Here is a 26,772-nt window from a genome sequence, read left to right on the forward strand (position 1 = left end):
GGACTTCCATTGAACGGAGACCCGGCTGCAGGACCACAATACCCATGAAATAGAAGCCGTAAGCACACACTTCCTCATTCCATCAGGATTTTCCTTTCATAACTCCCTTCGAACTAACAGCTTATTACCCTGCGTCTTCCACGATACGGCGCTTTGCAATACCTGATTCGAGCGCCGTACGAGATCGCTGTCCGGTCCGCCACGCGCTGCTTCCTACAGCTCACGTAATGGTGTATCCACCATCAATAAGGAGATTCGCACCATTGATCATTGCCGCCTCGCCGCTCGCCAGATACAGAATGGCGGAAGCGATTTCACTCGGCTTAGCAAAGCGGCGGGTCGGGATCATCGCACGTGCACGATCACCCGTTTCCCCCGCCCACCCGGTCAACCCGAGTTCCGTTTCAACCACCGTCGGTGAAATCGCGTTGACCGTGACACCTTTCGGCGCCCATTCGAGAGCCATGCAATTTGTCAGCCCGATCACCCCGGCCTTGCTTGCGCAATAGGCAAGATGCCCGTCGATGCCAATCACGGCAGCCTGCGACGCCAGATTGATGATCCTTCCGTGCCTACGCGCAAGCATCCCCGGTGCGAACGCGCGGGCCACCAGAAATGTCCCGGTGAGGTTAACGGCAATCGTCTTGTCCCAGGTCGCTAGCGGAAAGTCTTCGGCGGACGCCAGCGGACCAATACCTGCGTTGTTGACCAGTACGTCCACCCGGCCGAATCGTGCGATAACTTCCTTTGCTACCCGCGCGACCGAATCGGCAGCGCTTACGTCGACGGTCCAGCCCTGATGCGTCGACCCCAGCGCCGATGCGACCTCGAAGACGGCCGGAGAGATATCCATTAGTGCCACGGAAGCACCAGCTTGCGCAAATAGTTCCGCCGTCGTTCGACCGATACCGGCCGCCGCGCCCGTAATGGCGACGACGGTATCAGCGAAACGGTAAGCCGTGTTCGAACTAGTAGTCACAGCATTCTCCTGAGCCTTTGGTTAAGAAATGGCTAGATAAGTAGAATCGAGCTGCGTCGTCCCGGCGCGCCTTGCCTCTAACTCATCCAGTTCCCCCCATCGACGTTGAGCGTCTGGGCGGTGATGTAATCAGCGTCTGCGGAAGCGAGAAAGACCGCCGCGCCGGTCAGCTCGTCCGGTCGGCCCATGCGACCTAGCGGGACTGACTCGCCTACCAGACGCTTCTTCTCGCCGATCGGGCGGTTCTCGTAACGCGCAAAGAGAGCATCAACGTCTTTCCACATTGGCGTGTCGATGACACCCGGCGCGATGCCATTGACATTGATACGATGCGGCGCAAGGGCGAGCGCAGCCGACTGCGTGTAGCTGATGACGGCCGCCTTGCTCGCGCAATAGTGCGACACCAGCGCTTCGCCCCGGCGTCCCGCCTGAGACGCCATGTTGATGATCTTGCCGCCGCCGCCCTGATCCACCATCTGCTGGGCGACCCGCTGCATCAGGAAGAACACCCCTTTAACGTTCACCGCGAAAATCCGGTCGAAGATTTCCCATGACTCGTCCAGCAACGGACGCATATCGAATACCGCCGCGTTATTGAAAAGAATGTCGACGCGTCCGAACTGGTCGAGCGTAGACCGTACAATGCCCTCAATGCCGTCGCGCCCTGTTACATCCGCCTGGAGCAGCAGCAGATGGCTTTTCTGAGCATGTGCGTAAGTGGCTTCCATCTCCCATTTCGGCTTGACATCAACGACAACGACCTTGGCTCCCTCATTCAGATATCGACGAACAACCGACTCGCCGATGCCCGTTGCTCCACCTGTCACGATGGCAATCTTGTCTTTCAGCTGCATCCTGCATCTCCTCAAATGGAAAACGTCCTTCTCGACGCTCGCTCGGCCATCCGATAAGGAATACTACTTAGATTGAACAGATAAAATCACATCTTCTCGACCGATTGCTAGCTCTCTTCCGTTGAGCAGGTACCTCGTTGTCCCAGTAAGACACTCGCTGAAGCAGGCCCCCAGGTTCCCGCTGCGCAAGGCTTCGGAGTTCCCCCGCTACGAACCAGGCATTCACGAGTGGGGCAACCTGCTTCCATGCTGTTCCCTGCTCACCTCGCCGCACGAAAAGCGACAACCGACCATGACAGAGCAAAAGGTTTCTGGTTTCATTACGATTTTCAGTCCGGTCTGAGCGAGGTGCGTGTCATGCTGCGCACGCAGCGGCGTACACACCAATGACTTCGCGAATCTTGCTCTGGATGAGGCTCATCGGAGACGCATCAATAAGCCCGCGCCTGAATTGCCAATATTGTTCAGGCAGGTAGCGGCTGAGCAGGTTCTCCGAAATGGTGACACCGGCCAGATTGCTGACCAGCTTCTGCGCCGCCGCGTCGACTTCCGGGTCGGCCCAGTAATATCTGACGCGGTCGCTATAGCTGTAGGTCCTCAGCAGCCGCTTTTGCTGCTCGTCGCCGTGGTAATACTTCTCCCAGTTACCGGGTTTGGAAAGCATGACCTTCTCGACTATTTCGCGTAGGTTCGACCTTGCCCCTGGGGCAACGAGTTCGGCCTCGATGTCGGAAAGTGCATAGAGTGCTTCGCGCAGGGCAAACGTGACTCCGGGCCCCACTTTCAGAATTGCAAAGCCATCCCTCACCAGCGCGGCGAGGGACTCTGGCTTCTGATAGTCAGTGGAGTGAGCTTCGAAGACGATGCCGGGTAACTGTTCTAGAACATTGGAAAGCTTCGTGGCAAGCTCGGGCTTGTAATCTATTACCTTCATATGATCGAACTCGACGCCCGGTTGAACGACGAGGGCGATCACACGTTGCCACGCAGCGTCAAGACCTCGATCGCGCCAAGCGTTGCGGTGAACCGCGATAGTATCCAGTGCGGCGTCCGGATTGGTCACTTCAACGGTATCCAGTTCTTCGGCGGCGCCACCCGGGACCGGAACCTCCGTACCAATGATGTACACCGGCTTTTCACTTTTGCCTTCGCGCGCGGCAGCTGCTTCACCAATTGCACACAGGCGGGAGGCTCTCTGCGCAACAATGTCGTCTGTGAGATGCTCCGGATCGCCAGCACAACTCATACTGGCATCCAAGTGAATTTTCGTGAACCCCGCCGCCACGTAGGCATCGATGAGAGCCTCCGCGCGTTGCATGGCTTCCTCCGCCGGCAGGCTGCGCCATGCATTGGGTCCGAGATGATCGCCTCCGAGGATCAACCTCTCGCGAGGCAGCCCAACGCGATCTGCAATAAGGTGGACAAAGCGCACGAAATCCACCGGCTTCATACCCGTGTAACCACCAAACTGATCGACCTGGTTCGACGTCGATTCGACCAGCAGGGGCGTATCGTCGTCGAGGGCCTGTTTCATTGCAGCGCCGAGCACCCATGGATGCGCCGAGCAGATCGAATAGATGCCCTTGAGCTTCTGCGCTGCCCGCTCGTCTCCCGACAGGCGCGATACAACATTAACCATGATCTTGCTCCGAAGTTTTCGCGATGAACTCGTCGAGTTGAACCAGCGTCGCCGTGCCCTCCATCGGGCCGCGGAATGTCACGGCTCGCGCGCCGGCCGCGCAAGCGTAGGTCAGCGCTTTCTCGATCCCGAAACCCTGAGCGCGACAGGCAATGTACGTTCCGCCGAAGCAGTCGCCTGCACCCGTCGGATCGACCTCCTGGACCGGCAACGCTGGGAGGTTCAGCCCGGTCGCCGTCCCGTCGTAGTAACTGCACCCGTCTTTTCCACGCTTGACCACGACTTCACGCACGCCACGCTTCAAAAGCTCTTCGATGGCGCCTTCCTCGCTGTCTGCACTGGCGAGCAGCATCACCTCGTGGCCACTCGGCAGGAAGACATCCGTGTAGTCCAGAATGAAGTCGAGCGCCTCGCGCATCTCGGGGATGCGCAGCATCTCCTTCCGGATGTTCGGGTCAAAGCTCACCGTGCCACCATGCCCCTTAACAGCTTCGATGACCTTCTTCATTGCTTCGATGATGCGGAAAGAAAACAGCGACGAACCCATCACATGAAAGTGACGGCATTCCTTGAGCAGATCGTCACGGATGTTGCCGACGGAAAGGTGTCCGGAGGCACTGTTCGAGATGTTGTAGATAAAGTCCCGATCACCGTCCTCACGGTAGGTGACAAATGCACTGCCCGTTGTTGCAGTCTTGATGACTGAGATCCCCGATACATCAACGCCGTCAGCACGGAGGCGTTCGACATTGAGTGCACCGAAGTCGTCATCGCCGATACAACCAATCATGGCGCAGCGGCTACCTGCTTTCGCGACCTGGTCAATGAAGATGGCGGGCGCACCGCTCGCGTACGGACCGATTAGCGTGCCCGGCTTGCGGAATGACTGCCCACGCTCGGTGGCCATGATTTCGACGAGGATTTCGCCCATCGTCAGGATGTAGCCAGCTTTGCCGGCCTTATGCAGTTCAGTATTAGCCATGGCGCTTCTTCGTTTGAACATCGATGCAGACGGCGACGAGAATAACGACGCCCTTTACGATCAGTTGCGAAACGTTCCTGATCGCTTCGACAGGGCCGAACGATTTGGCAATCGACCGCAACTCTATGAAAGGGGCGCCGACGTGTTCGGCGCGGCGGCGAAAGTCCTGGCAGCTGTCAGGGCAACTGCAAGGGTCGGGGGCATCAACTTCATTTGTCTCTTCCTCTGATACAGCTAAGTAGTGGATTTACGGAACTCAAGGATTCCGCTTTCCCTTCTGTGCAACTGAAGTCCTTTACGAGGCATCAGTTCCATTGTCGGCGGATCGATTCCGTCATCAATAAGTAGCGCGTCCACATCAGCAACGTTCGCGAAAACTTCACCATCGCGCTCATTTAGCTGCGGCTGGTACGCAACGACGATCGTTCTCGCAGCCGCTCGCCGCGCTGCCTCAAGCACGCGAGCCACTGCAGGATCTGCGCAAAGCAGGTTGCCGTCCCGGTCGAGTCCCGAGGCCTCCAGGAAACACAGGTCAATTGACCGTCGCGTCACCGAGGCTTCTGCGTCAGGGCCTGTCATGACCGCGGCGTTCTCTTCGAGCTGGCCACCCGTCAACAGTAGCTCGCAATGCAAAAAGCGCTGTGCCGTTTGCGCCATCCCAATGTCCTGCATGAGTAAGGCAAGATTTGACCGATCAGACAGGAACGGCAGGATTTTGTGAACAATCTCGCCGGCGCCCATCATTAGCGACTCGTGATCGTCAACGGCCTCGGCGGCAAAACGGGCGATCGTGGTTTCAGACGCCTTGCGCGCTGCTCCATCCGCCTCAGGTACCAAGACATTGTCCCCAAGCTTCTGCGCGAGATAGCGGGCCTTCCCGAACGACCGGACGAGGTAACGCTGCTGCTCAAGATAAGTCAGGTCCGTGCGTATAGTCACGCTCGACACGTCGAACGCCTGGCTGAGATCCTCGACAGAAACCTCTCCGCGCTTGCGGACCATTTCGACGATTTGCAGCCGCCGCCTCAGGGAACTCTTGTTTGACAGCATGTCTCCGATCTCGAAAGAAAACGCTTTTATTTCGAAAGAGTCTAGTTTCGAATCGAAAGAAGTTAAAGCGTTTTTTTGGATTCGGACGGTAAGTGTTTTTACCTAGTCACGCCGTGGCAACAGGCGATAGAAGTCCCCTAGCTGAGGAAGATCGAGGCCGGCCTACCCAGGGGGACCGGGACGGCCGGCCTCCAGTTCGATCACTCGTGCCGCCATCGGCATCGCCGGCGGCCATGGAAGCATGGCAGACATCCCTCAAGACGGGAGGCGCGTACGATTCGGTCCATCGGATCCGTGGGACGGACGATACGTATCGCTGGTTTCAATGCAAGGCCACCGCCACGCGGAACGAGAATCGATAAGCACCTAGGTCGCCGGATGCGTCAGGTCACGCTTGCGAATCAGGCTCACCTGACCATTGCGCTCGAGAATGGCCGACTCCACGTCTTCGAGGTCCTTGACATGCAGTTCCTGTCGCGCCGTCTCGAGAATGTCTGATCGTGTGATAAGTGCTGCGGACATCTGACGGTTGTCAAATTGGCCATCGCCATAGACTTCTCTTTCCGCCCCGACCGCCAGCGACTCTAACCAGCGAGAACGGACGCAGGCCCACGCTAGTGCGCGATGCACGAGCACGATAACCAGCGACGCAACGAACGTTGGGATCGCCGGCGACGCACCGATTACCACACGGCTCAACGTGGCCCCCAGGAGAATCGCGACCACATAGTCGAAAGGAGAGCGTTGACCGAAAGAGCGTCGACCCGATATCCGGATAAAAATCAGCGCGGCAAAGAATACGACGATAGCCCGCATCGCCGTCTGCAGTGAGTCAAGGTCCTTACCTTCACCGAACAGGGTTATTAGCACGTCCATTCCTATCTCCCATTCCGCTACCCGACCGACGGCCGAACCTTCCTGACCAGTTAGGCCGCGGGACCAAGGTAACCCGGCAGCCCTAACGCTGTCTTGCTCTTCGCCAGTTTCACGGCCTTCGTTACCAGCGACGCGAACGCCTCCTCGTCGTTCGGTCGAGGCAGACTGCAGCGAAAAAAGTCAGCCCATCGGAATTCTTCCAGAGGTACGCTCGTCTTTTCATAGCCGCCGGCGTCACGGACCGATGCCGCGAGGCTGCGAAACTCGTCGTCGGCCAGCTCCCAGATATGCCGCGGCAACTCGGAAAACGGTCTACGCCTTCCCTCAGCGTCGTACGGGTATGTCCAACGGTTGTTTTCCATAGTCAGCCAGAAGTCACCCAGCGAGAGCGAGGACAGGTCCCTAACCAGCACAACGGGGACAGACTTGACACCTGCATGCCAAAGCGCAGTGGCCACATGGTGGTGGTCAATTGCGAATGGAGTGCCGTTGGGTCCGTACACAACTGGTATCGGCTTTTCTGCAATGGCCATTTCCAGCTCGTGACCGCGCAACGCTTCGTATTGCTTGATTTTTTCACGTATTTCCCGCACACCATGCGTCATCTGCGTCGGGCGCAACTGGTCGATTTTTAGCGCATTCATGATTGTCTCCACCTCGCGTCCGAGCGGCGTCAGGCGGTCGTCGGCAATGGGACAGTCCGAACAGGTGCCCGCCTGAGAGCATGAAGCACGGAATATGCCGCGGCGTCACAAAAGCGGATAGGGTCCGGCGCTTCGCTACAGGACACCTGTCAGGTGTTTTAGGACGGACGCCTCGCAGTCAGGCGCTACACTCCGGTGGTCGTTGTACGGCAAGGCAATCGGCGGCTATCGGGCCACCGTTCCAGGCACATCACGAGTCGTCAGGGCGAAGCCTTATCGTACCGTCGCAACATGCGAATTCACCTTGAGCGGAGGCGCCTGGTCGTCGAACGGCGCCTGCGGCACAAAGCTTTCAACCACTTTCGTCCGGCAAATAAGGCAGTAGGTCGACCCGCCGTACCCCCTCCAGCGGCCGTATCGTCGTACCTGGCCATAAGATGCCCGTGTCCAAGTCCGCCGTGACCCTGCCGGCTTGAATCAGCCGTGCTATCGCACCCCGAGTCAGTGCTGGGTCGCCGGCGACCGAATTGAGGATCTGCCCGTACATCATCTGACCGTGCCCGTACAGCAATCTTTCCACTTCACAAATTTGGCTTGCACAATTCATGAGGCGGGTCGAGACCATCGCCCGTGACAGATCTAACCAGTTGTGAAACCTGATCTCCCGCGGGCTTATGTCCTTGAGGGTTCTCAGAAAAAAACTGCACCACATTTTCTGGCGGCAATTGTCAGAGCAGCCTGGTGGGTTGAAGGCTTGCTGGGACGCGTCTCAGAGACTTGCCACCACTGCTCCTCCGCGTTGCGAAAGGTAACAACGAAATCTACTTCGACTGCATCACTGTCGCTCACACCCGCGCTCCTGAGGTACTGCCTGACTTTCGCGGGATCGAATTGGTAAAACTCAACCTTCGGGTCGGCCTCGAGTTCCGCGAGAGCAAAAATCAAACGCAGATCGCAGTCGAATACCGCGCGAGTTCCAATCTTCGTCAACTGGCCGATCCATATGCTTTCCTTTTTTTTCCCTCTGGCCTTCATTGCGGCTTCGACCGAAACACGCTCACCGATCGGCCGATATAGATTCGATGCCTCAAAAAAATGTGTCATGGACATCTCCGTTCAACACGGACAGGAAAGGACGTTTCCACAAATGATTCGTCTACACAGTGTTGGCGGATTATAGATGCTCGCGGACGTCATTGCTCCACGGGGTCTTCTTCAATAAGGTGCCATGTGCTCCAGGCCTCAGCAGATTGCCCGAAGGGCCGTCCCACATCTTCGTTGACCAACCGATTTCGTTTGAACGCAGTTTTCCGTTTGCTTTTTTGCCTGTTTCCAATAAATGAAGAGTTCCAAGCTAGTCCAGATTGGGGAACGAACGACTGCGGCATCTGGAAACGGAAAAGTTATGAAAAAAAAGACGGCACCCCCGGCGGGTGGGAACGCGCATGGCTCAATTCAAGGAAGTCTTCCGTTCGGGTGTTTCAGCAAGATACAGATGTCGTGTTTTGGGGCTGATGCCATGCTCGGCGTTTCCGGTCTGATTGCGGGAGCCCGCCATGCGTGCAGCCGAACTGGTGACACTGAACATGCGCGAACTCGACCGTTTGAAGGTGATTCAGGCGATTGTGGAGCTGGGGCCTCAGCCTGGTCGCGCGGCCGAACGTCTGGGCCTGACCGTGCGTCAGGTTGAGCGCCTGGTGATCCGCTACCCAGGAATCCGGTGCGGCGGGACTGGCCTCGCACAAACGTGGCCGTTCCGGCAACCGGAAGCTGGACGAAGGACTGGCTCAGCGCGCGCTGGCGATCATCCGTGAACGCTACGCCGACTTCGGGCCGACACTCGCGTGCGAGAAGCTGCACGAATGCCACGGGATCACGCTGTCGAAGGAAACGGTGCGGCACCTGATGACCGATGCCAGGCTGTGAATTCCGCGCCGGCAGCGCCCGCCAAAGATCCATCAGTTGCGCAGTCGTCGGGCCTGCGTGCGCGAGCTGGTGCAGATCGACGGCAGCAATCACCGCTGGTTCGAGGCACGGGCGCCGCAATTACACGCTGCTGGTGTATGTCGACGATGCAACCAGCCGACTGACGGCGCTGCACTTCACGGTCACCGAATCGACCTTCAGCTACCGCGCATCTGGCGCAACGCACTCAACCAAAGCAACAGCACAAACCTGCGCCATCAGTCTGCAGGAACTCACTGAACGGCCGTAAGCGCCCTGCCCGTTCACGCGCTGTCCTTCAACGCTACATGAGATTCAAACCGTTAAAGACAGCGTCAAAACAGGAACCATTCATCGCAGCTTCAGAAGTTCTCTGCCGCTCAACCCGCGTCACGAATAACCTCCTTAATCCAGGTTGTGAAAGCATCCATCGTGACCTGGGTCCGTGTCGGCAGATGGCGGTCTCTCGGATAGAGAATCGACACTTCGGGCGCTGCCGTCTCCCACGACGTCAGGATCCGCTCCAGCTTGCCTTCGCGTAGTGCGGGTGCCGCAATGAAGGAGAGGCTCTGCACGATACCCATGCCGGCGATCGCCAGTTGCAGCCGGGCATCGGAATCCCCAATCGACGCGATACTGCGAGGAAATAGTTCCTCCCGCCTCCCTTTCCTGTCGAACTCCCACTCGAGCCGTGCGCCTGGTTGCGGTAACAGGAAGTCGATCAGATGGTGTTCTGCGAGGTCTTCCGGACACTTCGGCCTTCCCATTTTCCGCAGATACTCGGGAGACGCGACCGTGACGCGTCGTGGACGCCCCAATGGCCGCAGCACCAGATCCTGATCCTCAAGTCCGCCAATGCGTACCGCGAAATCGATCCCGTCGCGTACAAAATCGCTGCGCCGGTCATTCATCACCAGTTCGATGTGGATCTGCGGATGCTGTTCAAACCACTGAGGAAGGCGGGGTATGAGAATCGACCGGGCAATCGAGATGTTCGCGCTGACCCGGACCCGCCCCGCAAGCGCTTCTTGAGAGCAAGTCAGTGAAGCCTCGACTTCGTCCAGTTCGCCGAGCACCCGGCGACAGACCTCGTAATAGCGCGTACCGGCCTCGGTAGGGGCAACTGCACGCGTCGTGCGGGCCAATAGTCGCAAGCCAAGGATTTCCTCAAGGCGAGCCATCCGTTCCGTTGCATTCGAAGACGACATGTCCATTGATCGGGCTGCCTTACCGAAAGAGCCCGTTTCCACAATGCGAACAAAAAGGCGCATGGCCGCCAACTGATCAACACGCATCGCATTACTCGCTCAGACCGAAAAGAGTCTTCGTATCTTACGCTCTGGGCGACTTACCGTTGAATCCGTATTGTGTGACCTGTTCTCAACATAAACGGAATTTGCTGTCATGAACTACTGCACATTCGGCCGCTCCGGGCTGCGTATTTCCCGTCTCACACTTGGTGCCATGACGTTCGGCGCAGGTGACGGTATCTGGGCATCGATTGCCGGCTTGAATCGTGAGCAGGCAGCACGTCTTGTGGGTCTTGCCGTGGATCAGGGGGTGAATCTGATTGATACTGCCGATGCCTATTCGCAGGGTCAGTCCGAGGTAGTGGTCGGCCAGGTACTGGCCGATCTTGGCCTCGACGAAACGCGCATGCTCATCGCGACCAAGGTGCGTCTGCGCACAGGCCCCGGCCCCAATCAGGTGGGCCTTGGCCGCTCACATATCATCCGCACCGTCGAAACGAGCCTGAAGCGCATCGGCCGCGACCACATCGATCTGTTGCAACTGCACGATCGTGATGCACTCACACCGCTCGATGAAACATTGCGTGCGCTCGACGATCTGGTTGCACAGGGCAAGGTCCGGCACATCGGCGTATGCAACTTCAGCGCTTCTGAACTCGAACAGGCGCACTCAATCACGTCGCAGGCGCATTGGGCGCAGATAACCAGTAACCAGGTGCACTACTCGCTGGCCGCACGCGACATCGAGCACGAAATTGCGCCCGTCGCACGGCGGCACGATGCGGCATTGATGGTTTGGAGTCCACTTTCAGGCGGTTATCTGAGCGGCAAATACACCGCTCAGAACGGCCAATCTGAAAAGGGGCGACGCACCAATCTCAACTTTCCACCAATCGACCCGAAAAAGGTTGATCCCATCGTTGAAGAACTACGCGCCGTCGCAAATGCATTGAACACCACGCCAGCACAGGTCGCGCTCGCGTGGTTACTCGGGCGCGACGAAGTGGCAACCGTGATGATCGGGGCGAGTTCCGAAGAGCAGCTTGGCGCCAATCTGCAAGCAGCAGAACTCCTGCTCCCGCCAGAGTACCGTGACCGGCTCGATCACGTCTCCCAACCGGACGTACCGTATCCGCACTGGATGCAGCGCTTTCATGACAAGGACCGTATCTGATCCCACGGGAAGCCGGATTCGTGACCGGGATCTGCGCCCGGTCACGCTCGAGGAGAATCTCATGCAGATGACAAACAAGTTGCGCTGCTCAGCGCGGCTGCTCGGCATGCTCGCCGCGCTAGCCAGTCCTTTGTGCTGGAGCGATGTTTCGACCGCCCAGACGGTTGCCGCACCACAAGTCGGCTCAGCCACGGCGACACCCGATAACGCGGTGCTGCTCACGGTCTTCTTGCGACATGACCAATCCCGTCCACTGAGTGAGCTGAATGCACAGCTCGCGAAACAGGGTTTCTACAAGGCATTCCCCCCGCCTGGCGTCGAGGTGGTCAGTTGGACCGTCGTAATGGGAATCGGACAGATCGTCACGCTTCGTCTGCCGGCCTCTCGGGTCCGCGAGGTCAATCGCGTCCTTGAAGATAGCGCCTGGGGCGTATATCACACCGATTTCTATCCCACCTACGACTACAAGGCCGTCGGCCTGGCCGAACACGACAAGGCCAGGTGACGGGGCGCTGCACGCATGCGCCGACTGGCGGACAGCGTCTGCGACAAAACCGCCATTTGCGTGTTCTGGACGACAAGGAGAGTTGTCGTGCGAATAGCAGACATCGCTGGCATCAAGAAATGGAACTGTCCTTGTTACACAACGTGGGATGCGCAACGACGCTACGGTGTAGCAACTATCTCGAAGCGGGAAAAATATCAGGAGCGGTGAGTCTTGGCCGTGAACCGACCGATCGCATGCGGAGCCGCGTTGATGAAGGCGTCAATTGTTACATCGAGAACCGTTTGGCTTAGCTCGTGGTCCGTTGACGTGCCAAAGGCGCAACGCCGAATTCCATGATAGAAAATCCCACCGTGAAAGGACCATACATAGTCAAGTTCGTCTTCTGTAATGGGAATGTCGACCGCAGACGCCATCCTGTACTCGGCGCGTAATTCCTCGCACAGCGGCATCAGAATGCGCTGCTCAAGGATACGAAAGTACCTGCGATTGATTTCCACACCCGAAAGACCCGCGAAGACATAAAGTCTCATCCAATCTCGATTGAAGACCACCTTCAGGTACGAGTTATAAAATCGGACAAGCCGTTCCCGAAGTGGAAGTGAACGGTCACGGATCAGCTTGGGCCATTGGCTGTCCCAGCGTTGGGTGAACACGGCGTTGAACACGGCGTCGATCAGATCGTCTTTCGATTCGAAGTAACGAAACATGAGCGGCTGCGTGACTCCAATCTGTTTCGCCAGGTCATGGGTCGAACCAGCAAAGCCATGCTCGGAAAAGAAATTGATGCTCTCCCGGATTATCTGCGCCCTCCTCTCGTCGGGCGATTGCCGGCGCCGCTTTTCTGGCACCGCAGCGGCAACAGCGCTGGTGCGGGTCGATTTCGCTCTGCCGTTCACGTTACTTTGCGTCCTCTCGAAAGTCGGTTGCCATGTTTTGGGCTGTCTCGTGACCTGGATCTTGGGCGATGGCCATCTGCTACGTTGTCAACAAAGTAACTGGCTGCCGACGCGCTGCGATAGGCCCGGATGCGTTTTTCAAAGCCACTGGCCGTAGCCCGGATTGTGCTGCCAGTTCATGGCGAACAAGCCACTGCACTGAAACCCAAGTAGCTCCCATGTGGTGGAGCGTCGATGCCGCGTCGGAAAGTATTATATCGACAATGCGTACAGTAGGACCGGTATTGGGCGATCCCCTGTTGTACCAGGCAGTCGACGCGGCTCAGCCAGACGACCAATCCGGCTTTCCAGCCACTACGCAGTATCCGCGATGAACCCGTCGTCACTCGCCGATGACCGTTTCCAATCTCCGTCGTCGAAAAAATAGACTGCCTCCGCCTGGCCGCGCAGCCGGATCGCCTCATCAAGCCAGCGACGCGATCCTGCAGAAATCCTTCGCCACGCGCCACACATTGCGACCCAGTTAAAGTTCATCTCCGCCTCCTGCCCTGTTTGCTCCTCGGAGGGTGACTTTTCCTGACATACGCGATGCTCTGGAGAATCATCACGTTTCATTTTCTATGATAGTTATTGATTGATAATTTATACGTCATGGATGCATGAAGTCAAGACTCCCCGCTTAGGGGTTTCCCCATCAGGATATGATCTGGGTTTACTGCATCCCGAGCCACGGCATGCCGGCGATACACAGCAACGATTCAACGGAAAGCACAGATGAAGTCCGATCCGGTCAATATGGAAGTGGAGTCCGAACGGCGCCCAGCTACTGCCTATGAGGTCGCTGAACTCGCGGGCGTATCCCAGTCCGCGGTATCTCGTGTCTTTACTCCTGGTGCCAGCGTGTCGGCGACCATGCGCGCGAAAGTCCTGGATGCGGCACAGCAACTTGGCTATCGCCCCAACCTGGTTGCCCGCTCGCTAATTACCAGACGCTCGAGTCTCATTGGCGTCGCGGTACCTGGTACCGCCAACCCTTTCTACCAGGCAGCCCTTGACGCGCTTTCCACCTCTTTTGCCAGAATCGGCTACCGGGTATTGCTATTCACCTCCGATCCAATGGCCGGCTCCGACCCGATCCTTGACGAGGTGCTGCGCTACCGGGTAGATGCGCTCGTTCTCATATCGACAAGCCTTTCATCCCATTTCGCGGACGAGTGCCTGCAACTGGGTCTTCCGGTGGTCATGCTAAACCGCAAGACCGACAGCGATTCTGTTTCCAGTGTTACTGGCGATAACCGGCGAGGAGCAAAGGAGCTTGCCGCCTTCCTGCTCGCCGGCAAACATCGGCGTTTCGCGTACGTCGCCGGACTTGAACATTCATCAACCAGCCGGGACCGGGAGGCGGGATTCCTGGAAGGTCTCGCCGAACGCAAGGTCCGCCATGTTGAACGCGTGGTCGGAAACTATTCCACTGCTGGCACAGAGTCGGCCGTACGCACGCTACTGTCGTCCGCGACACCTCCAGACGCCATTTTCTGCGCGAACGATTACATGGCACTTGTGGCTATCAATCTTGCCCGGGCGGAATTCGGACTCCAGGTCGGTACCGACCTCTCCATCGTCGGGTTTGACGACATTGAGATGGCGCGATGGCCCATCTTCGGGCTGACCACCTACTCGCAACCCGTCGAGCTAATGGTCCGGCGAGTCATCCAGGTTGTGGAGCGTCAGCTTTCCACCGCGGCGGCGCCCGCCGTGCAGCACATCGTCGACGGAGAATTGATCGTGCGTGGATCCGCGCGCATACCACAGACCGGCGTCGTGCGGTCCGCAGACCATTGGATCTGGCGCTCGCGGAAGCGCTCCGATGCATCACGGTGAGCGCCATCGAGGCTCGCATCAAATCACAAATTATCGACCGATAACTTGAACTTCCACTAAGAGAGCGCTATTCTTGGAGTGCGTTTGCATTCGCATGCAAACGCTATTGCATTCGAATGCAAATTTCTGACCTAAACATGAAGGAGAGCTCCAAATGGCCCAATGGCTCAAGCGCGGCGCAGAAGCCGAAGTGATCAAGTCCGCGGCGAAAGAAGTGCGCGATACCGTGGAAGCAACACTCGCGGACATCGAGACGCGTGGGGATGAGGCGGTGCGCGAACTGTCGATCCGGTTCGACAAGCTGGATCGCGAGGACTACCGGCTGTCGCAGCGTGAAATCGACGATTGCCTTTCCCAGTTGACCAACCGCGACATCGCGGACATCGAATTCGCGCAGAGGCAGGTGGAAAATTTCGCACGACACCAACGGGAATCAATCCTCGACATCGAAGTAGAAACGCTTCCCGGCGTAATCCTCGGGCACAAGAACATTCCAATCAACGCCGCAGGATGTTATGTGCCGGGCGGTAAATACCCGCTACTGGCTTCCGCGCACATGTCGGTCATCACCGCTCGTGTCGCCGGTGTGCCACGCATCATTACCTGCGCACCGCCCTTCCACGGCAAGCCAGCCCCCGCCATCGTCGCTGCACAGCATATGGCCGGTGCGAACGAGATCTATTGCCTCGGGGGCATCCAGGCGATCGGCGCCATGGCAATCGGCACAGAGAAGATTGCACCGGTAGACATTCTGGTCGGCCCGGGTAACGCCTTCGTCGCAGAAGCCAAGCGGCAGCTTTTCGGTCGCGTTGGCATCGACCTCTTCGCAGGTCCGACAGAGACACTCGTGATCGCGGACGAATCGGTCGACGCTGAGATGTGCGCGACCGATCTGCTCGGACAGGCAGAACACGGTCCGGACTCACCCGCCGTATTACTGACAACCTCCGAAAAGCTCGCGCGTGAGACACTGACGGAAATCGAGCGGCTGCTTAAAATCCTCCCGACCGCCGACATTGCCCGCAAATCGTGGGATAAATACGGCGAAGTCATTGTTGCGGACAGCGACGAGGAGATGGTCAAGATCGCCAACGACATCGCCTCCGAACATGTTCAGGTGCTGACCCGCGACGTTGACTATTTCCTGAAAAATATGACCAACTACGGTGCGCTCTTTCTCGGCCCGCGCACGAACGTTGCGTTCGGCGACAAGGCCATCGGCACGAACCATACGCTACCCACGAAGAAGGCGGCGCGCTATACCGGTGGGCTTTGGGTGGGCAAATTCCTGAAGACCTGCACGTATCAGAAGGTAATCACCGACGAAGCGTCTGCGTTGATCGGTGAATACTGTTCCCGCCTGTGCGCGCTAGAAGGGTTCGCCGGTCATGGCGAACAGGCTAATCTGCGGGTGCGCCGTTACGGACACAAGGAGGTGCCGTACGGCGGAGCCGCGGTCTGAAAAACTTTCAGACCGCCTGGTTGTGCTACGCGTAAGGAGCCACTCGCAGGTGGCTCCTTACATCGCGTACCGAACAAGCCAGAGCGACTATTTCACCTTTGGCACTATCGGCAAGAGCACGTAGTTCTCACGTCCACCACCCAGGTGCAGTGTCGTTGTGCCACCGAACACGTCGGCAGGCCGGTCACGAGGATCATCGTGGAGAAACGGGCCACAACCGGTAAACTCATTCTTCATGTTCGACAACTTGCCACCGCTCCCGCCTGGGTAGACGTAATCCTTGCCGCGCACGCTCAGGGCGATACGCGCTCCCGGCGGCACAACGATTGACGTCGGCCACAGCTCAATATCGAGTTCGTAGATCTGGCCAGGCGTGAGTGGTTGAATCTCATCGTGAGTGTGATACGGCCGGAAAGGCAGCGATTTATCCGGGTCGAGCTTCCGGTGGGACGCGCGCAGCCACCCCTGTGCGATCGGCGTATGAGGGTCCAAGGCCCCGACGAATACCACCTCATTGAAGTCGGCAGAAAATACACGCAAGACCAGAAACAGATCCGCGTCCTTTGTCGTAGACGACACATGAAGTCGCGCTGCGATAGGCCCGGTCACCTCCACCTCCTCCTCAACCGGTGGCGTAACAAATGTGAGGCCGTCACCCAGCGCGTCGAATGGCAGTCTCGCAACCTGTTGCTGCTGCAAGGTATCCAGCACGTGACCCTCAGCGTGAAGGTGGTAACGAGTCCACTGCGTGTGCGGGATCGGCCAGTTCTCCTCAAAGCGCTCGACGAATGTCTCCCCCGGATGGCGAACCTGTAAGCGTACCTTCGGTTCCTGATCCCAGCCGTTGCTCTCGCCCTTCAGGAAGTAATCGAAAAACCGCTTCTGGATGGCGATGCCGTAGTCGGTGTAGTAGTGCGTCCAGTGCTCGATACCGTGAACCTCGAGCCACTTCTGCTTCGAGGCCGCGAGCATGTAACCCTCGAAATTGCCGCGTGGATGGAGTCCCTGCCCGCCCCAGTTAGCAGCCGACAGCACGGGCACTTCGATATCGTTCCAGTCGGGCGTGCGGCACGTGTGAAATTCGTCGATCAATGGATGCTTGATAATCTCGTCCCACATGTCGATCTTGTTGCTACCGAGTTCTTCCTCGGTCAGCGTCGCGGGGCCCGACACCCATTCGCCATTCAAGCGGCTACGATGCCCGCGCTTGCCGAGACCGTGTTGCACGGTCTTCACCTGCATGTCGTACCAGTTCTGAGCGAACGTGCAGTAGATCCCACCGTGGAAAAACATCTCCCGGTAGTAATCCTGGAAGCCTTCCCAAACACAGATCGCAGCGAGGTGCTTCGGCTTTTCCGCAGCAACCTGCCACTGATTGTTTGCATAGTACGAGATACCGCTTAATCCGACCTTTCCATTACACCAGGGTTGGACACCCGCCCAGTCGATGCAACGCGCGAAGTCCTTGATCTCCTGAGCCGACCATGTCTCAAGGTAGCCCGGCGAGCGACCCGCACCGCGGCTGTCGACGCGGACGCAGATGTAATCGTGCGGCACCCATTTCTCCGGGTCCGCCACCTCCCAGCTCTGATACGCGTTGGAGGAGCCAGCTGCCACGTCGGGATGTTCGTCCACCATCCGATCCCACGCCGTCTTGTAGCCGTCTTCGAAATGCAACAGCTTTCCATAGGGTCCATGCGACATCAGGACCGGAAAACGGCCCTCTTTGGCCGGCCGGAATATGTCCGCCCTCAGGACAGTGCCATCGTTCATTCTGATCGGCACATCCCATTCGATAATCATACCCAGCCGGGTCTCGGTCCTCAGCGCCCGTGATTCGCCAGCCGGCGCATGATCGGGCTCAAGTCTCGTTGAAGTCATTTCGTTTCTTCCTCTTTCAGGTGAATCCTGGGGTCCAGGGCGCGACAGCCCCTCTATCTCGACCGCGTTCAATGGGCGATACCGTTGACCGCTTGTCCCGGTGTATCTGATAGCGTTTCAATGCCGGTTTCGCCTCGTTCAGAGGCGTCAGCGGGAGCCAGCACGGCAAACAGAATGCCGATCAGAAGACCACAACCGGCGAGAAACAGAAACGCGGGAAGAACCGCATCTGTTGTTGCGCGCGGTGTGATGACGTTGCCCGTTCCCGCAATAACGGCGAGGCACAACGGGCCGAGAATCTTGCCAATGCCGTTGGCGGCCTGGCCTACGCCGATGGCGCGAGCTGCAAGCCGTGTGGGGAATATTTCCGCCGAATAAGGGCCGATCACGCACCAGCCACCGTCGAAAAATAGAGCACCAACCGCAACCATGGCCACAAAGAACGGAAATCCCGCGACGGTATGCTGGGCGCCCAGCCCGGCGACACCAAGCGAGAGCGCGATGCCAAAGCCGAAAAGAGCGCAAACCCTCCTACGCGTCATCCACCTGGGTAGCAAGGAAAGAAGCAGCCGGCCAGCAATTCCCGCGAGCGCTACGAAGATGAAGTATCTGGCGGCTTCTGCAGGCGATATCTTTAGCAGCAACGCGACGATCGTTGGCCCCCAGAGATAGACTCCGTAGCCAGCCGTACTCAGTGCGGCCCATGTCACGATCACCAGTAGTGTGCGACCGGGAAACAACAGTAGCTCGCTGATCCGCCCATTGGGCGCAGGCGCATTTGTAACGCTCGTCGCTGTAGTCATCGTGGGTAGGTCATCAGCATCCACGCCGAGCAGAAGCGCGAATACGTTGCGTGCCTCGCTAAACCGCCCTTTGCTGATCAGCCACTGTCCTGATTCGGGGACGAACAGCGTAGCGAACAACGTCACGAGCAGCGGTGCAAAACCCAGGGCTGCGACGCCTCGCCAACCGAATGCGTGCAGAAGGGTCGCGGCGGAAATCGACGCAATCAGCGATCCGACAGAAGCGGCGATGAACGGAAAACCTGTCAACCGCGTGCGATAGCTCGCAGGTGTGTGCTCGACGAGAAGAACTGTCTGTGTCGTCGCTGCGCCTGCAAGCCCGCAGCCGACGAGAAAGCGCAACGCGGCGAACCCCAACCACGCCCCTTCCGGTAGGAATGCAACCGCGCCTGCACCGAATCCGCAGATCGTTGTACTGATCAACAACACGCGCTTTCGGCCAAACGCATCCGCCAGAGAGCCACTGAATAGCGAACCCACGATCGCACCGGCCCCAGCGCTAAGGAGAATCAGCGACGATTCTCCATACGTCAGGTGCCATCCTGGACCGAGAACAGCGAGCAGGAAGCCGACGAGGTAAAAGTCAAAGAAGTCGAGTGTAAAGCCGAGGCAAAACACGGAGAATGCGCCGAAGTAGCGCTTTGTGGGTCGCGAACTCGCGTATAGATTCAGCAAGTCCCGCCGCTGCGTGAAGGGTTGCATGAGCTGTCTCCATCTGTAATTTAGTCTGTGTAGCGATATCGTCGCTGCTAGCGGTTACGGCATGCAGCGCGCCATCTGCTGCTTCCATCACTGCGCAGTCCAGCCTCCGTCTATCCTCAGACTTGTTCCTGTCACCATCGCAGCTGCGGGTGACGCCAGGTAACAAACGGCCGCCGCGACATCCTCCGCCGGTAACAGCCGCCCCATTGGCAATCGCTCCATGACCCAGCTATGAAACCTGGCGTCCTCGAAGAAGGACTTCGTCATCGGAGTCTCGACGAATGTTGGAGCTACCGTATTCACGCAGATGCGGTATGCGGCGAGCTCCAGCGCCATCGCCTTGGTAAGCCCCTCGATCGCATGCTTTGTCATGCAGTACACCGACCGACGGGTGGCACCCACATGCCCCATCTGCGACGACATGTTGATAATCGAGCCTCTGCCCGTACTGCTCGCAATCATCTTGCGAGCACACGACTGCGCTACCGTAAACATTGATCGCACGTTGAGCGTCAGCATGGTGTCGAGCTGCTCCAAAGTAACGTCAACGAATTCGGTCGGGAAATTCGTTCCCGCGTTGTTCACGAGGACATCCAGCCGATCCATGCGGTCGACCATCGCAGAAAACGCGTCGACATCTGTGACATCGCATACGAGTGCAGACGCCTGACCGCCGGCATCGTGGATTTTCGTCACCACCTCGTCAAGTTCGCTCGCACTGCGACTTAGTGCGTAGACTTTGGCGCCACGTTGTGCGAGCGCGCCTGCGATTTCCGCACCGAGCCCTCTTCCGGCTCCCGTCACGAGAGCCGCCAGACCATCAAGGTCTGAAGACGATTTCTGCGACCGCATCATTGTTCCCGTGGAGTTATCTTCGGCATCCCGCTCTTCCGATGTACCGTTCAAGGGACTACTTGATGGCGAGCGGATTGAGAGGCGAGCCAACTGCTTTCGTAATCGGCAATGGCGGCGCGGTGAACATGAACTCGTACACGCCATCTTTCGCACAGTCCTCCGCGAGTTCCTTCACGTAGAAAATCTCCCCCATGCTGATCCCAATCATCGGGATCACGACCCAATGCCACGGCTGCGTGCAGTCGTCTGTTTCATTCGGGCGCACTTCACATCCCCATGTGTCAGTGCAGATTGCCGCGATCTGTTTGTCGTGCACCCAGTTCGCCGTCTCAAAGGCGAGACCTGGAGCCGAACCACCTGCGTATCCGCCCCAGTCCCCCTCGTGAAGACAACGCTCCATATGGCCCGTCCGTACGATCACAAAGTCGCCTCGACGCACGGTCACACCCTGAGCTCGCTGTGTCGCCTCGAGATCCTCGATCGAGATTGCATCGCCGTCCCGCAGCGAATGGACACCCAGATAGCGCGCAACGTCGAGCAACACACCGCGGCCTACCATCTTCGCCTTCGTCTTCTCAATGCCGTTCTTCTGCGCGCCATCGCTATCCACAAGTCGTGCGTCGTAGCCGTTCCACATCTTGTCGTCGAAGAAAATGTGACTCAGGGCGTCCCACTGTGTGCCGCACTGCAATGGCAGCGACACGGCGTCATCCGCATATCTAAGACCGCCCGCGTCCTGGTTTCCGGCAACCGCGTCGGTCCCAGTGGCGAGCATGGTGTGGATCGGGTTAAAGCGATTGCCCCAATGCCCCTTCTGCGGACCGTCGCGATCGAAATTCAAACCGAGGGAGAACACCTTGCCTTTGCGGACAAGCTCCGCAGCGGCCTGGATGTCTTCTTCCGCGACGTAGTTGAGGGTTCCAATTTCGTCGTCGGGCCCCCACTTACCCCAGTTCTTGCACCGCTCGGCGGTGCTACGCACGTGGTCCAGAGTGAATTTGTTTGCGTCGTAACGATGTACCATTTTCCGTCTCCTTGTTTATTATTTGATAAATTATAAGTCGCCAAGGCAAATGTCAAGAGACTCATCTGTCGTCAGCCAATTTTTTTGCAGAACCTGGGGTACTTCCTGATCTACCGTACAGCGATGAATACAGCATCCCCTGGCGTCGCTGCGGCCGCATCATGGGGCCGCCGGGCCGGCCGAGCGATAGCGGCACACGGCACACTCAACCGGTCAGACGCCTCGTCACACCGCTTTACGTTTGGATGAGCTTGTCAGGTGTGATTGGCAGATCGCGTACACGTACGCCGATTGCGTCGAATACAGCATTCGCTACGGCCGCTGCGACGCCTGTCGCGCCGAGTTCACCGATCCCCTTGGCACCAAGCGGACCGGAGTTCGCGTCGAATTCGTCGATAAACGCCACGTCTATGTCAGGTGGGATGTCCGCGTTCACCGGGATGGGAACGCCCGCAAGATCTTTTGCAAGCCAGCGCCCGAGTGTCGGCTCGTAGTGGCTGGCCTCCATGGCGGCCATACCCCAGCCCCAGACAATGCCGCCGATCATTTGTGATCGGGACGTCATGGAGTTGATGATTCGGCCCGCGCTATAGACTCCTGTTGCCCGGCGAAGTCGCAGCAGTCCCAGCTCGGGATCAACAGCGACTTCCACAAAGACAACCCCGAAAGATCGCGTTGGGAATCCCGGAGAACCCATATCGACCGGCGCGTTGCCAGGCAAATCAAATGCGCCCTCCGATGCGAGTTCGGCCACACCCGCTTCGCCCAGAATGTCCCGGATAGTGCGCGACGTACTGCCGTAAGCGATATGTCCGCCCTCCAGCGAAACCTGGTCCGCGGGCCAACCGGCGAGCCTCGCCAGTTTGGACCGAACATCCTGTGCGGCCTTTTGTACTGCGGCACCCGTGCTTATTGTGGTGCTCGATCCGTAGGTGGGCCCGGCATACGGCAGGTTCGTGTCGCCCGATAGCGCCGTCACCTGCGCCGGGTCCAGCCCGAGCACATCGGCAACGATCTGAGGAAACACCGTGGCAGGCCCCGTGCCAATGTCGCAGAAGCTTGATTCAAGTTGAGCCGTCCCGTCCGCGCGTAGCCTCACCTTCGCGGTCGAGTGAAACCGTGCCTGCCCCTGGCTGCAATCCGCCATCCCGCATCCGATCCGCCAATGACCGTCAAGCGTTCCGCCTTTCGGGCGCTCGCGCCACCCGAAGCGTCTTGCACCTTCGTCGTAGGCTTCCCGAAGCTTTTTCGACGACCACGGCTTTCCGCTCTCGGGGTCCAGCTCCGTGTAGTTAGCCAGGCGCAGATCGAGAGGATCGACGTTTAGCGATCTCGCCAGTTCATCCATGGCCGAGCCCAGTGCCCAGGACCCCGGACCATCCCAGGGTGAACGCATGAAGGTCGGCAATACAACGTGACCACGGCGGATTCGGTGGGTAGCAGAAATGTTCTCGCAGGCGTAGAAGGACTTCGCGGGTACCGCACCAAATTCCACATAGTCGTCGGTCATACCTGTGACATTTACGGCCTCATGGCTAACACCGAGAAGCCTACCCTGCGAATCCGAACCAAGACGTACTTCATGGGTCATCTGGGGTTGATAGCCGACCATGCCGTACTGCTGCTGGCGGGTCAGCACCATCTTGACCGGCCGACCCGCGACGCGGGCAGCCATGCTGACCAGGATTTCATGAGGCCATACAAAGGCCTTGGTGCCAAAGCCTCCGCCCGTGTGCGGGGCGACAACGCGAACTTTAGAATGATCGATTCCGAATGCCGCCGCCAGTGTGTTCTGCACTGCTGGAAGATGCTGCACCGCATCGTACACAGTCAGCCTCCCGCCCTCCCAAACCGCGAGAATGGCGCACGGCTCCATCGGATTGCCATGACGAGAGGGTTGCGTATATTCGCCGCCTGCGCGGAATGCAGCACCCGCAATCGCCCCAGCGGCATCGCCCTTGTGGAATTCGAGTGCATTCGCTTTCGAATAATTACCCTTATCTGGAGCAACGTCTGCGGCAGGCGCGGTGTCAGGTACGACAAACGGGCGCCTTTCATAGCGCACGCGGACGACAGCTGCGCCCGCTTCGGCTGCCTGCAAACTCTCAGCCAACACCATGGCAACCGGCTGTCCCTCGTAGACGATGTCGTCCGATTGCATGGGCATGAATCGCGTCGCAAGCGGCGGCACACTGATTTCGTCCAGCTTCCGATGCACGCGCGGCATGTCGGACGCCTTCAACACTCTGACCACGCCGACTCGTGCCAGAGCGGCCTTCGTCTCGATCGAGACGACACGTCCTGCTGGAATCGTCGCATTGACGAACACCGCATAGAGTTGCGACGGGAGGTTCCGGTCGCCCGCATAGAGCGCGGAACCTGTGACCTTGATGGGGCCGTCATGCCGGGGGATGGATTGACCCAGATTGCTCATCATGTCCTCGCTGCCGTATCGATGGTGCGCAATACTGCGTTGCGTGCGATAACAACCTTATAGCCGTTGCGCGAGAGTGGGCGCGCATCGGCAAGACCTGCGTCGACGGCTGCATTTATGCCTGCGGAGCCCAGACGCTGACCAACCAGCCTGCGCTCAGTTTCGTCCAACCTCCATGGCCGCATCGCCACCGAACCCAGCGCGATCCGTGCGTTCGTGATGACGTCACCGTCAAGGTCGAGCGCCACGGCTGTCGACACAGTCGCGTACTCGTAGCTTTCGCGCTCGCGAATCTTCAGATAGGCGGACTTTGGCCAGGCTCTCGGCAGTTCAACCGCCGTAATCAACTCCCCGCCCACGAGTCGGTGATGCGCCGCCGGGTTCTCGCCCGGCAGCACGTGGAAGTCGCGGGCTGGAATTCGCCGGCCTCCCCCGGGACGGTCGGTTATGAATACCGCGTCGAGGGCCGCAAGCGAGACCGCTGGGTCGGATGGTTGTACGGCCACACAGTCCTCGGTCCAGCCGAAAATGGCGTGCTTCTCGTTGAAACCGTGCAGCGCAGCACAGCCCGAACCCGCAACGCGTTTATTACAGGGTGTCGGCTCGTCCGCGCGGAAATATGGGCATCGCACACGTTGCAGCGGATTTCCACCTATCGTCGCCAGATTCCGGATTTGCGCCGATGCAGCCTTCAATATCGACTGCGAGAGGACAGGATAGTCACGCATGACCTGCGGATGCAGGGCGATATCGTTCAGCTTGCTCAACGCACCGATAGTCAGCCCGCCGGACGATGTCTGACGGATCTCCGACAAGCCCTCAATTCGACCGATATCAATGATCTTCGTTGGCCGCTCGATCCCAATGCGCATCCAGTTCAACAGCTCGGTGCCACCTGCAAGGAACGCTGAGCCGCTGGAATGGGCAAGTGCGAGTGCTTCACCTGTCGATGACACCCGTTCATATTCAAACGGCTCCATGGACGCCTCCGTGCATTTCGACCGAAGCAGTCTGGACTGCCTCGGCGATTTGAGGGTAGGCCGAACATCGACAGATGTTTCCGCTCATCCATTCCCGGATTTCCGCATTGGACTTGGTGTGCCCCTCTTCAATGCAGCCGACCGCGGACATGATCTGCCCCGACGTGCAGAACCCGCACTGGAAAGCATCGCATTTTATGAAAGCACGCTGCACCGGATGCAACGAATCGCCAGCCGCGAGTCCCTCGACCGTCGTCACGCGCCGGCTCTCCAGGGTGGCCGCGAGAACGAAACAGGAGTTGACTCGTCTTCCGTCCAGCATAACCGTACAGGCGCCGCACTCCCCGCGGTTGCAACCTTTCTTGGCACCGGTGAGGTGCAACTGCTCCCGCAGTAGATCGAGCAACGTCACGTCGGAGCGCACCTCTACACGATGCGCGACGCCATTGATCGTGACCGATATTCGAACAAGATTGTTTGCACGCGGAGCGTGAGACCTGCCCTGCGCCGACGTAGGAACGGGTGCAGCCTGGACGCCATTCAGCGCCACTGACGTCGCGGCGGCGAGAGTTGACCGGAATAGACCGCGGCGAGTCATCGCCACGCCGCCCCCTCCTTGGTGTGCATCGCCGTCGGCCAGATCTGATTTTGCTTCCTGATCGTCTTTCATTTGTATTCCTCAATATCTGCATAACATCACGAACACAAAGCATGCTTCGATTTCATGGAAGACAACCACTCAAGAACCCGTCGAGACGCTTTAGACCCGAGGACCTGGTTTATTGTGCGTGCACGACACCGAAGGCTCGATAGCGTTTATGTCATTTTTTAAATGACGATTTGTCATCAATATCGACTGCGAGTTGCTTGTTCCCCGTCTAAGTGCCTCGTACAACCCCAACTCCACGCACGACCAGGGCGATCCGTTTGCTCCATCGAGCCGTCATTTAATTATTAAACGATAATTATAAGAAATGCAAGCGGCGACTGACACCTTTACCAAGGTCGAAACAGCGGTACAGTCAGACGGTTTCAGACATACGTTGGATCACCCCGCGCACGACTGTTTCCAGCGGAACGCTGCCTTTGACTGTACTCGCCGGGCGTTCGAATTCGATCCACCCTTCGTTGAAACCATCCAGCATCTGGATACGCGGCAGTGGATTTTTCATTCCTTGCGACGCGAACAGACGCTCCCACGTGTCTCGAGCCACAGGCTCCATCCGAACATCTCGACCTAGTAACCGGGAAAACACTTCAGCGACTTCGTTAGGCGTTGTCCGACGCGGTCCCTCGACTTCTATGATCCGGTGCTCAGTCCAATTTTGGCGGAGCAGGCTCGCCGCCATCCGGCCTACATCGGCGGTTGCTACCATAGGAACAGGCCTGTCCGACGGATAAAGGAAACTGGGAATTACACCGGACGCGAGCGCCGGCTCCAGGTCGAATGCCGTGTTTTCCATGAACCATCCCGCGCGGAGGCACGCGACTGGCATAGGCAGCAAGCCGAATGCTCGCTCCATCATTCCTGATTGCTGCAGCAGGTTGGGCTGCGTTGCCTGGGCACCGATCGTGGACAGACAAACTACACGCTTGGGCATTGACGCGGTCAGGGCGTCACTCAACGCGGCGATTGCGGCCTTAGACTCAGGAAACCCGGGCGCGGGATCAAAATTCGGGGGGAGCGAAATGAAGACCGCGTCGGCTCCGTCAAAAGCACGTGCCAAGGCGACTGCGTCGTTCATTTCGGCTATTGCCACCTCACATCCCTGGTTTGCCCAGCCCTCTCCTTTGACAGGATCCCGAACGACTCCACGCACGTTCAGTCCTGCCGCAAGCAGAACACGTGCAACGACCCCTCCTACTTGCCCGGTAATTCCGGTAACCGCAAACATTGGCCCCTCCTGATTCGCATCATTCAATGCGGCAATTTTGTGCGTCGACACGTCCTTTC

At 58.3% G+C, this 26,772-nt stretch carries 25 protein-coding genes and 1 pseudogene; 7 read left to right on the plus strand and 19 right to left on the minus strand.

Features of this window, described 5'->3' with window-relative positions; genetic code table 11:
- Nucleotides 1-220: 220 nt before the first annotated feature.
- The 4 genes from KHO30_RS15835 to KHO30_RS15850 form a co-directional block, all read right to left on the minus strand.
- Complete coding sequence (locus KHO30_RS15835) at nucleotides 221-979, minus strand: GolD/DthD family dehydrogenase (RefSeq protein ID WP_211701549.1); 759 nt, start codon at nucleotides 977-979, stop codon at nucleotides 221-223.
- Between the two features lie 77 nt (nucleotides 980-1,056).
- On the minus strand, nucleotides 1,057-1,833 hold the full coding sequence (locus KHO30_RS15840; protein ID WP_211701550.1) for an L-iditol 2-dehydrogenase: 777 nt from the start codon (nucleotides 1,831-1,833) through the stop codon (nucleotides 1,057-1,059).
- 355 nt (nucleotides 1,834-2,188) lie between these two features.
- The gene (locus tag KHO30_RS15845; RefSeq protein ID WP_211701551.1) at nucleotides 2,189-3,472 is read right to left on the minus strand and encodes a D-tagatose-bisphosphate aldolase, class II, non-catalytic subunit; all 1,284 of its coding nucleotides are present in this window, start codon (nucleotides 3,470-3,472) and stop codon (nucleotides 2,189-2,191) included.
- Nucleotides 3,465-4,454, minus strand: coding sequence for a tagatose kinase (locus KHO30_RS15850; protein WP_211701841.1), 990 nt, complete (start codon nucleotides 4,452-4,454; stop codon nucleotides 3,465-3,467). The genes KHO30_RS15845 and KHO30_RS15850 overlap by 8 nt, the downstream gene beginning before the upstream one ends.
- A 13-nt stretch (nucleotides 4,455-4,467) precedes the next feature.
- Between KHO30_RS15850 and KHO30_RS15855 the strand changes: the two genes are divergently transcribed.
- Nucleotides 4,468-4,683 (plus strand): hypothetical protein, encoded by a 216-nt coding sequence (locus tag KHO30_RS15855; RefSeq protein ID WP_211701552.1) that lies wholly within the window; start codon nucleotides 4,468-4,470, stop codon nucleotides 4,681-4,683.
- Between the two features lie 5 nt (nucleotides 4,684-4,688).
- Here the strand turns inward: KHO30_RS15855 and KHO30_RS15860 are convergent, their stop codons facing one another.
- The gene (locus tag KHO30_RS15860; protein ID WP_211701553.1) at nucleotides 4,689-5,504 is read right to left on the minus strand and encodes a DeoR/GlpR family DNA-binding transcription regulator; all 816 of its coding nucleotides are present in this window, start codon (nucleotides 5,502-5,504) and stop codon (nucleotides 4,689-4,691) included.
- A 113-nt stretch (nucleotides 5,505-5,617) separates the two neighbouring features.
- On the opposite strand from KHO30_RS15860, the gene KHO30_RS39750 reads away from it, so the two are divergent.
- On the plus strand, nucleotides 5,618-5,866 hold the full coding sequence (locus KHO30_RS39750; protein WP_408283454.1) for a PAS domain-containing protein: 249 nt from the start codon (nucleotides 5,618-5,620) through the stop codon (nucleotides 5,864-5,866).
- A gap of 4 nt (nucleotides 5,867-5,870) precedes the next feature.
- Here the strand turns inward: KHO30_RS39750 and KHO30_RS15870 are convergent, their stop codons facing one another.
- The 3 genes from KHO30_RS15870 to KHO30_RS15880 form a co-directional block, all read right to left on the minus strand.
- A complete protein-coding gene (locus KHO30_RS15870; protein WP_211701555.1) occupies nucleotides 5,871-6,380 on the minus strand; it encodes a DUF421 domain-containing protein in 510 nt (169 codons plus the stop codon).
- A 50-nt stretch (nucleotides 6,381-6,430) separates the two neighbouring features.
- Nucleotides 6,431-7,024, minus strand: coding sequence for a ParB-like protein (locus tag KHO30_RS15875; protein ID WP_211701556.1), 594 nt, complete (start codon nucleotides 7,022-7,024; stop codon nucleotides 6,431-6,433).
- Between the two features lie 690 nt (nucleotides 7,025-7,714).
- Complete coding sequence (locus KHO30_RS15880; RefSeq protein WP_211701557.1) at nucleotides 7,715-8,128, minus strand: hypothetical protein; 414 nt, start codon at nucleotides 8,126-8,128, stop codon at nucleotides 7,715-7,717.
- A gap of 452 nt (nucleotides 8,129-8,580) precedes the next feature.
- Between KHO30_RS15880 and KHO30_RS15885 the strand changes: the two are divergent.
- Nucleotides 8,581-9,155, plus strand: a pseudogene (locus tag KHO30_RS15885) (helix-turn-helix domain-containing protein); the annotation flags it as partial.
- Between the two features lie 193 nt (nucleotides 9,156-9,348).
- Here the strand turns inward: KHO30_RS15885 and KHO30_RS15890 are convergent.
- A complete protein-coding gene (locus tag KHO30_RS15890; protein WP_211701558.1) occupies nucleotides 9,349-10,263 on the minus strand; it encodes a LysR family transcriptional regulator in 915 nt (304 codons plus the stop codon).
- A gap of 109 nt (nucleotides 10,264-10,372) precedes the next feature.
- Between KHO30_RS15890 and KHO30_RS15895 the strand changes: the two genes are divergently transcribed.
- Nucleotides 10,373-11,392: an aldo/keto reductase gene (locus KHO30_RS15895; RefSeq protein ID WP_211701559.1), complete on the plus strand. Its 1,020-nt coding sequence runs from the start codon at nucleotides 10,373-10,375 to the stop codon at nucleotides 11,390-11,392.
- 67 nt (nucleotides 11,393-11,459) lie between these two features.
- Entirely contained in the window at nucleotides 11,460-11,897 is a 438-nt protein-coding gene (locus KHO30_RS15900; protein WP_372341848.1) for a hypothetical protein, read from the plus strand.
- Between the two features lie 197 nt (nucleotides 11,898-12,094).
- Here KHO30_RS15900 and KHO30_RS15905 read toward each other — a convergent pair whose 3' ends face one another.
- Together KHO30_RS15905 and KHO30_RS15910 are read right to left on the minus strand one after the other, a co-directional pair.
- Entirely contained in the window at nucleotides 12,095-12,796 is a 702-nt protein-coding gene (locus KHO30_RS15905) for a TetR/AcrR family transcriptional regulator (protein WP_200620005.1), read from the minus strand.
- A 354-nt stretch (nucleotides 12,797-13,150) separates the two neighbouring features.
- Nucleotides 13,151-13,411, minus strand: a complete 261-nt coding sequence (locus KHO30_RS15910; protein ID WP_143131662.1) for a hypothetical protein — start codon at nucleotides 13,409-13,411, stop codon at nucleotides 13,151-13,153.
- Nucleotides 13,412-13,570: 159 nt separating this feature from the next.
- On the opposite strand from KHO30_RS15910, the gene KHO30_RS15915 reads away from it, so the two are divergent.
- Together KHO30_RS15915 and hisD are read left to right on the plus strand one after the other, a co-directional pair.
- Complete coding sequence (locus KHO30_RS15915) at nucleotides 13,571-14,677, plus strand: LacI family DNA-binding transcriptional regulator (RefSeq protein ID WP_211701561.1); 1,107 nt, start codon at nucleotides 13,571-13,573, stop codon at nucleotides 14,675-14,677.
- 154 nt (nucleotides 14,678-14,831) lie between these two features.
- Nucleotides 14,832-16,139, plus strand: a complete 1,308-nt coding sequence (hisD, locus tag KHO30_RS15920) for a histidinol dehydrogenase (protein WP_093633667.1) — start codon at nucleotides 14,832-14,834, stop codon at nucleotides 16,137-16,139.
- An 87-nt stretch (nucleotides 16,140-16,226) separates the two neighbouring features.
- Here hisD and KHO30_RS15925 read toward each other — a convergent pair whose 3' ends face one another.
- The 8 genes from KHO30_RS15925 to KHO30_RS15960 form a co-directional block, all read right to left on the minus strand.
- Nucleotides 16,227-18,020 (minus strand): CocE/NonD family hydrolase, encoded by a 1,794-nt coding sequence (locus KHO30_RS15925; protein WP_244864060.1) that lies wholly within the window; start codon nucleotides 18,018-18,020, stop codon nucleotides 16,227-16,229.
- 68 nt (nucleotides 18,021-18,088) lie between these two features.
- Nucleotides 18,089-19,525: an MFS transporter gene (locus KHO30_RS15930; protein ID WP_200620007.1), complete on the minus strand. Its 1,437-nt coding sequence runs from the start codon at nucleotides 19,523-19,525 to the stop codon at nucleotides 18,089-18,091.
- A gap of 87 nt (nucleotides 19,526-19,612) precedes the next feature.
- Nucleotides 19,613-20,431 carry an SDR family NAD(P)-dependent oxidoreductase gene (locus KHO30_RS15935; protein WP_244179278.1) on the minus strand — a complete coding sequence of 273 codons (819 nt, stop codon included), beginning with the start codon at nucleotides 20,429-20,431 and terminating at the stop codon, nucleotides 19,613-19,615.
- A 4-nt stretch (nucleotides 20,432-20,435) separates the two neighbouring features.
- A complete protein-coding gene (locus tag KHO30_RS15940) occupies nucleotides 20,436-21,404 on the minus strand; it encodes a cyclase family protein (protein ID WP_093633670.1) in 969 nt (322 codons plus the stop codon).
- A 235-nt stretch (nucleotides 21,405-21,639) separates the two neighbouring features.
- Nucleotides 21,640-23,841, minus strand: coding sequence for a xanthine dehydrogenase family protein molybdopterin-binding subunit (locus KHO30_RS15945; RefSeq protein WP_234488217.1), 2,202 nt, complete (start codon nucleotides 23,839-23,841; stop codon nucleotides 21,640-21,642).
- On the minus strand, nucleotides 23,838-24,818 hold the full coding sequence (locus KHO30_RS15950; RefSeq protein ID WP_211701562.1) for an FAD binding domain-containing protein: 981 nt from the start codon (nucleotides 24,816-24,818) through the stop codon (nucleotides 23,838-23,840). The genes KHO30_RS15945 and KHO30_RS15950 overlap by 4 nt, the downstream gene beginning before the upstream one ends.
- Nucleotides 24,805-25,488, minus strand: coding sequence for a (2Fe-2S)-binding protein (locus KHO30_RS15955; protein ID WP_244864061.1), 684 nt, complete (start codon nucleotides 25,486-25,488; stop codon nucleotides 24,805-24,807). Before KHO30_RS15955 ends, KHO30_RS15950 begins: the two co-directional genes overlap by 14 nt.
- Before the next feature lie 352 nt (nucleotides 25,489-25,840).
- The gene (locus KHO30_RS15960) at nucleotides 25,841-26,713 is read right to left on the minus strand and encodes an NmrA family NAD(P)-binding protein (protein WP_211701843.1); all 873 of its coding nucleotides are present in this window, start codon (nucleotides 26,711-26,713) and stop codon (nucleotides 25,841-25,843) included.
- Nucleotides 26,714-26,772 lie beyond the last annotated feature (59 nt).

The organism is Paraburkholderia aspalathi, from assembly GCF_905220735.1.
Lineage (GTDB): Bacteria > Pseudomonadota > Gammaproteobacteria > Burkholderiales > Burkholderiaceae > Paraburkholderia > Paraburkholderia aspalathi.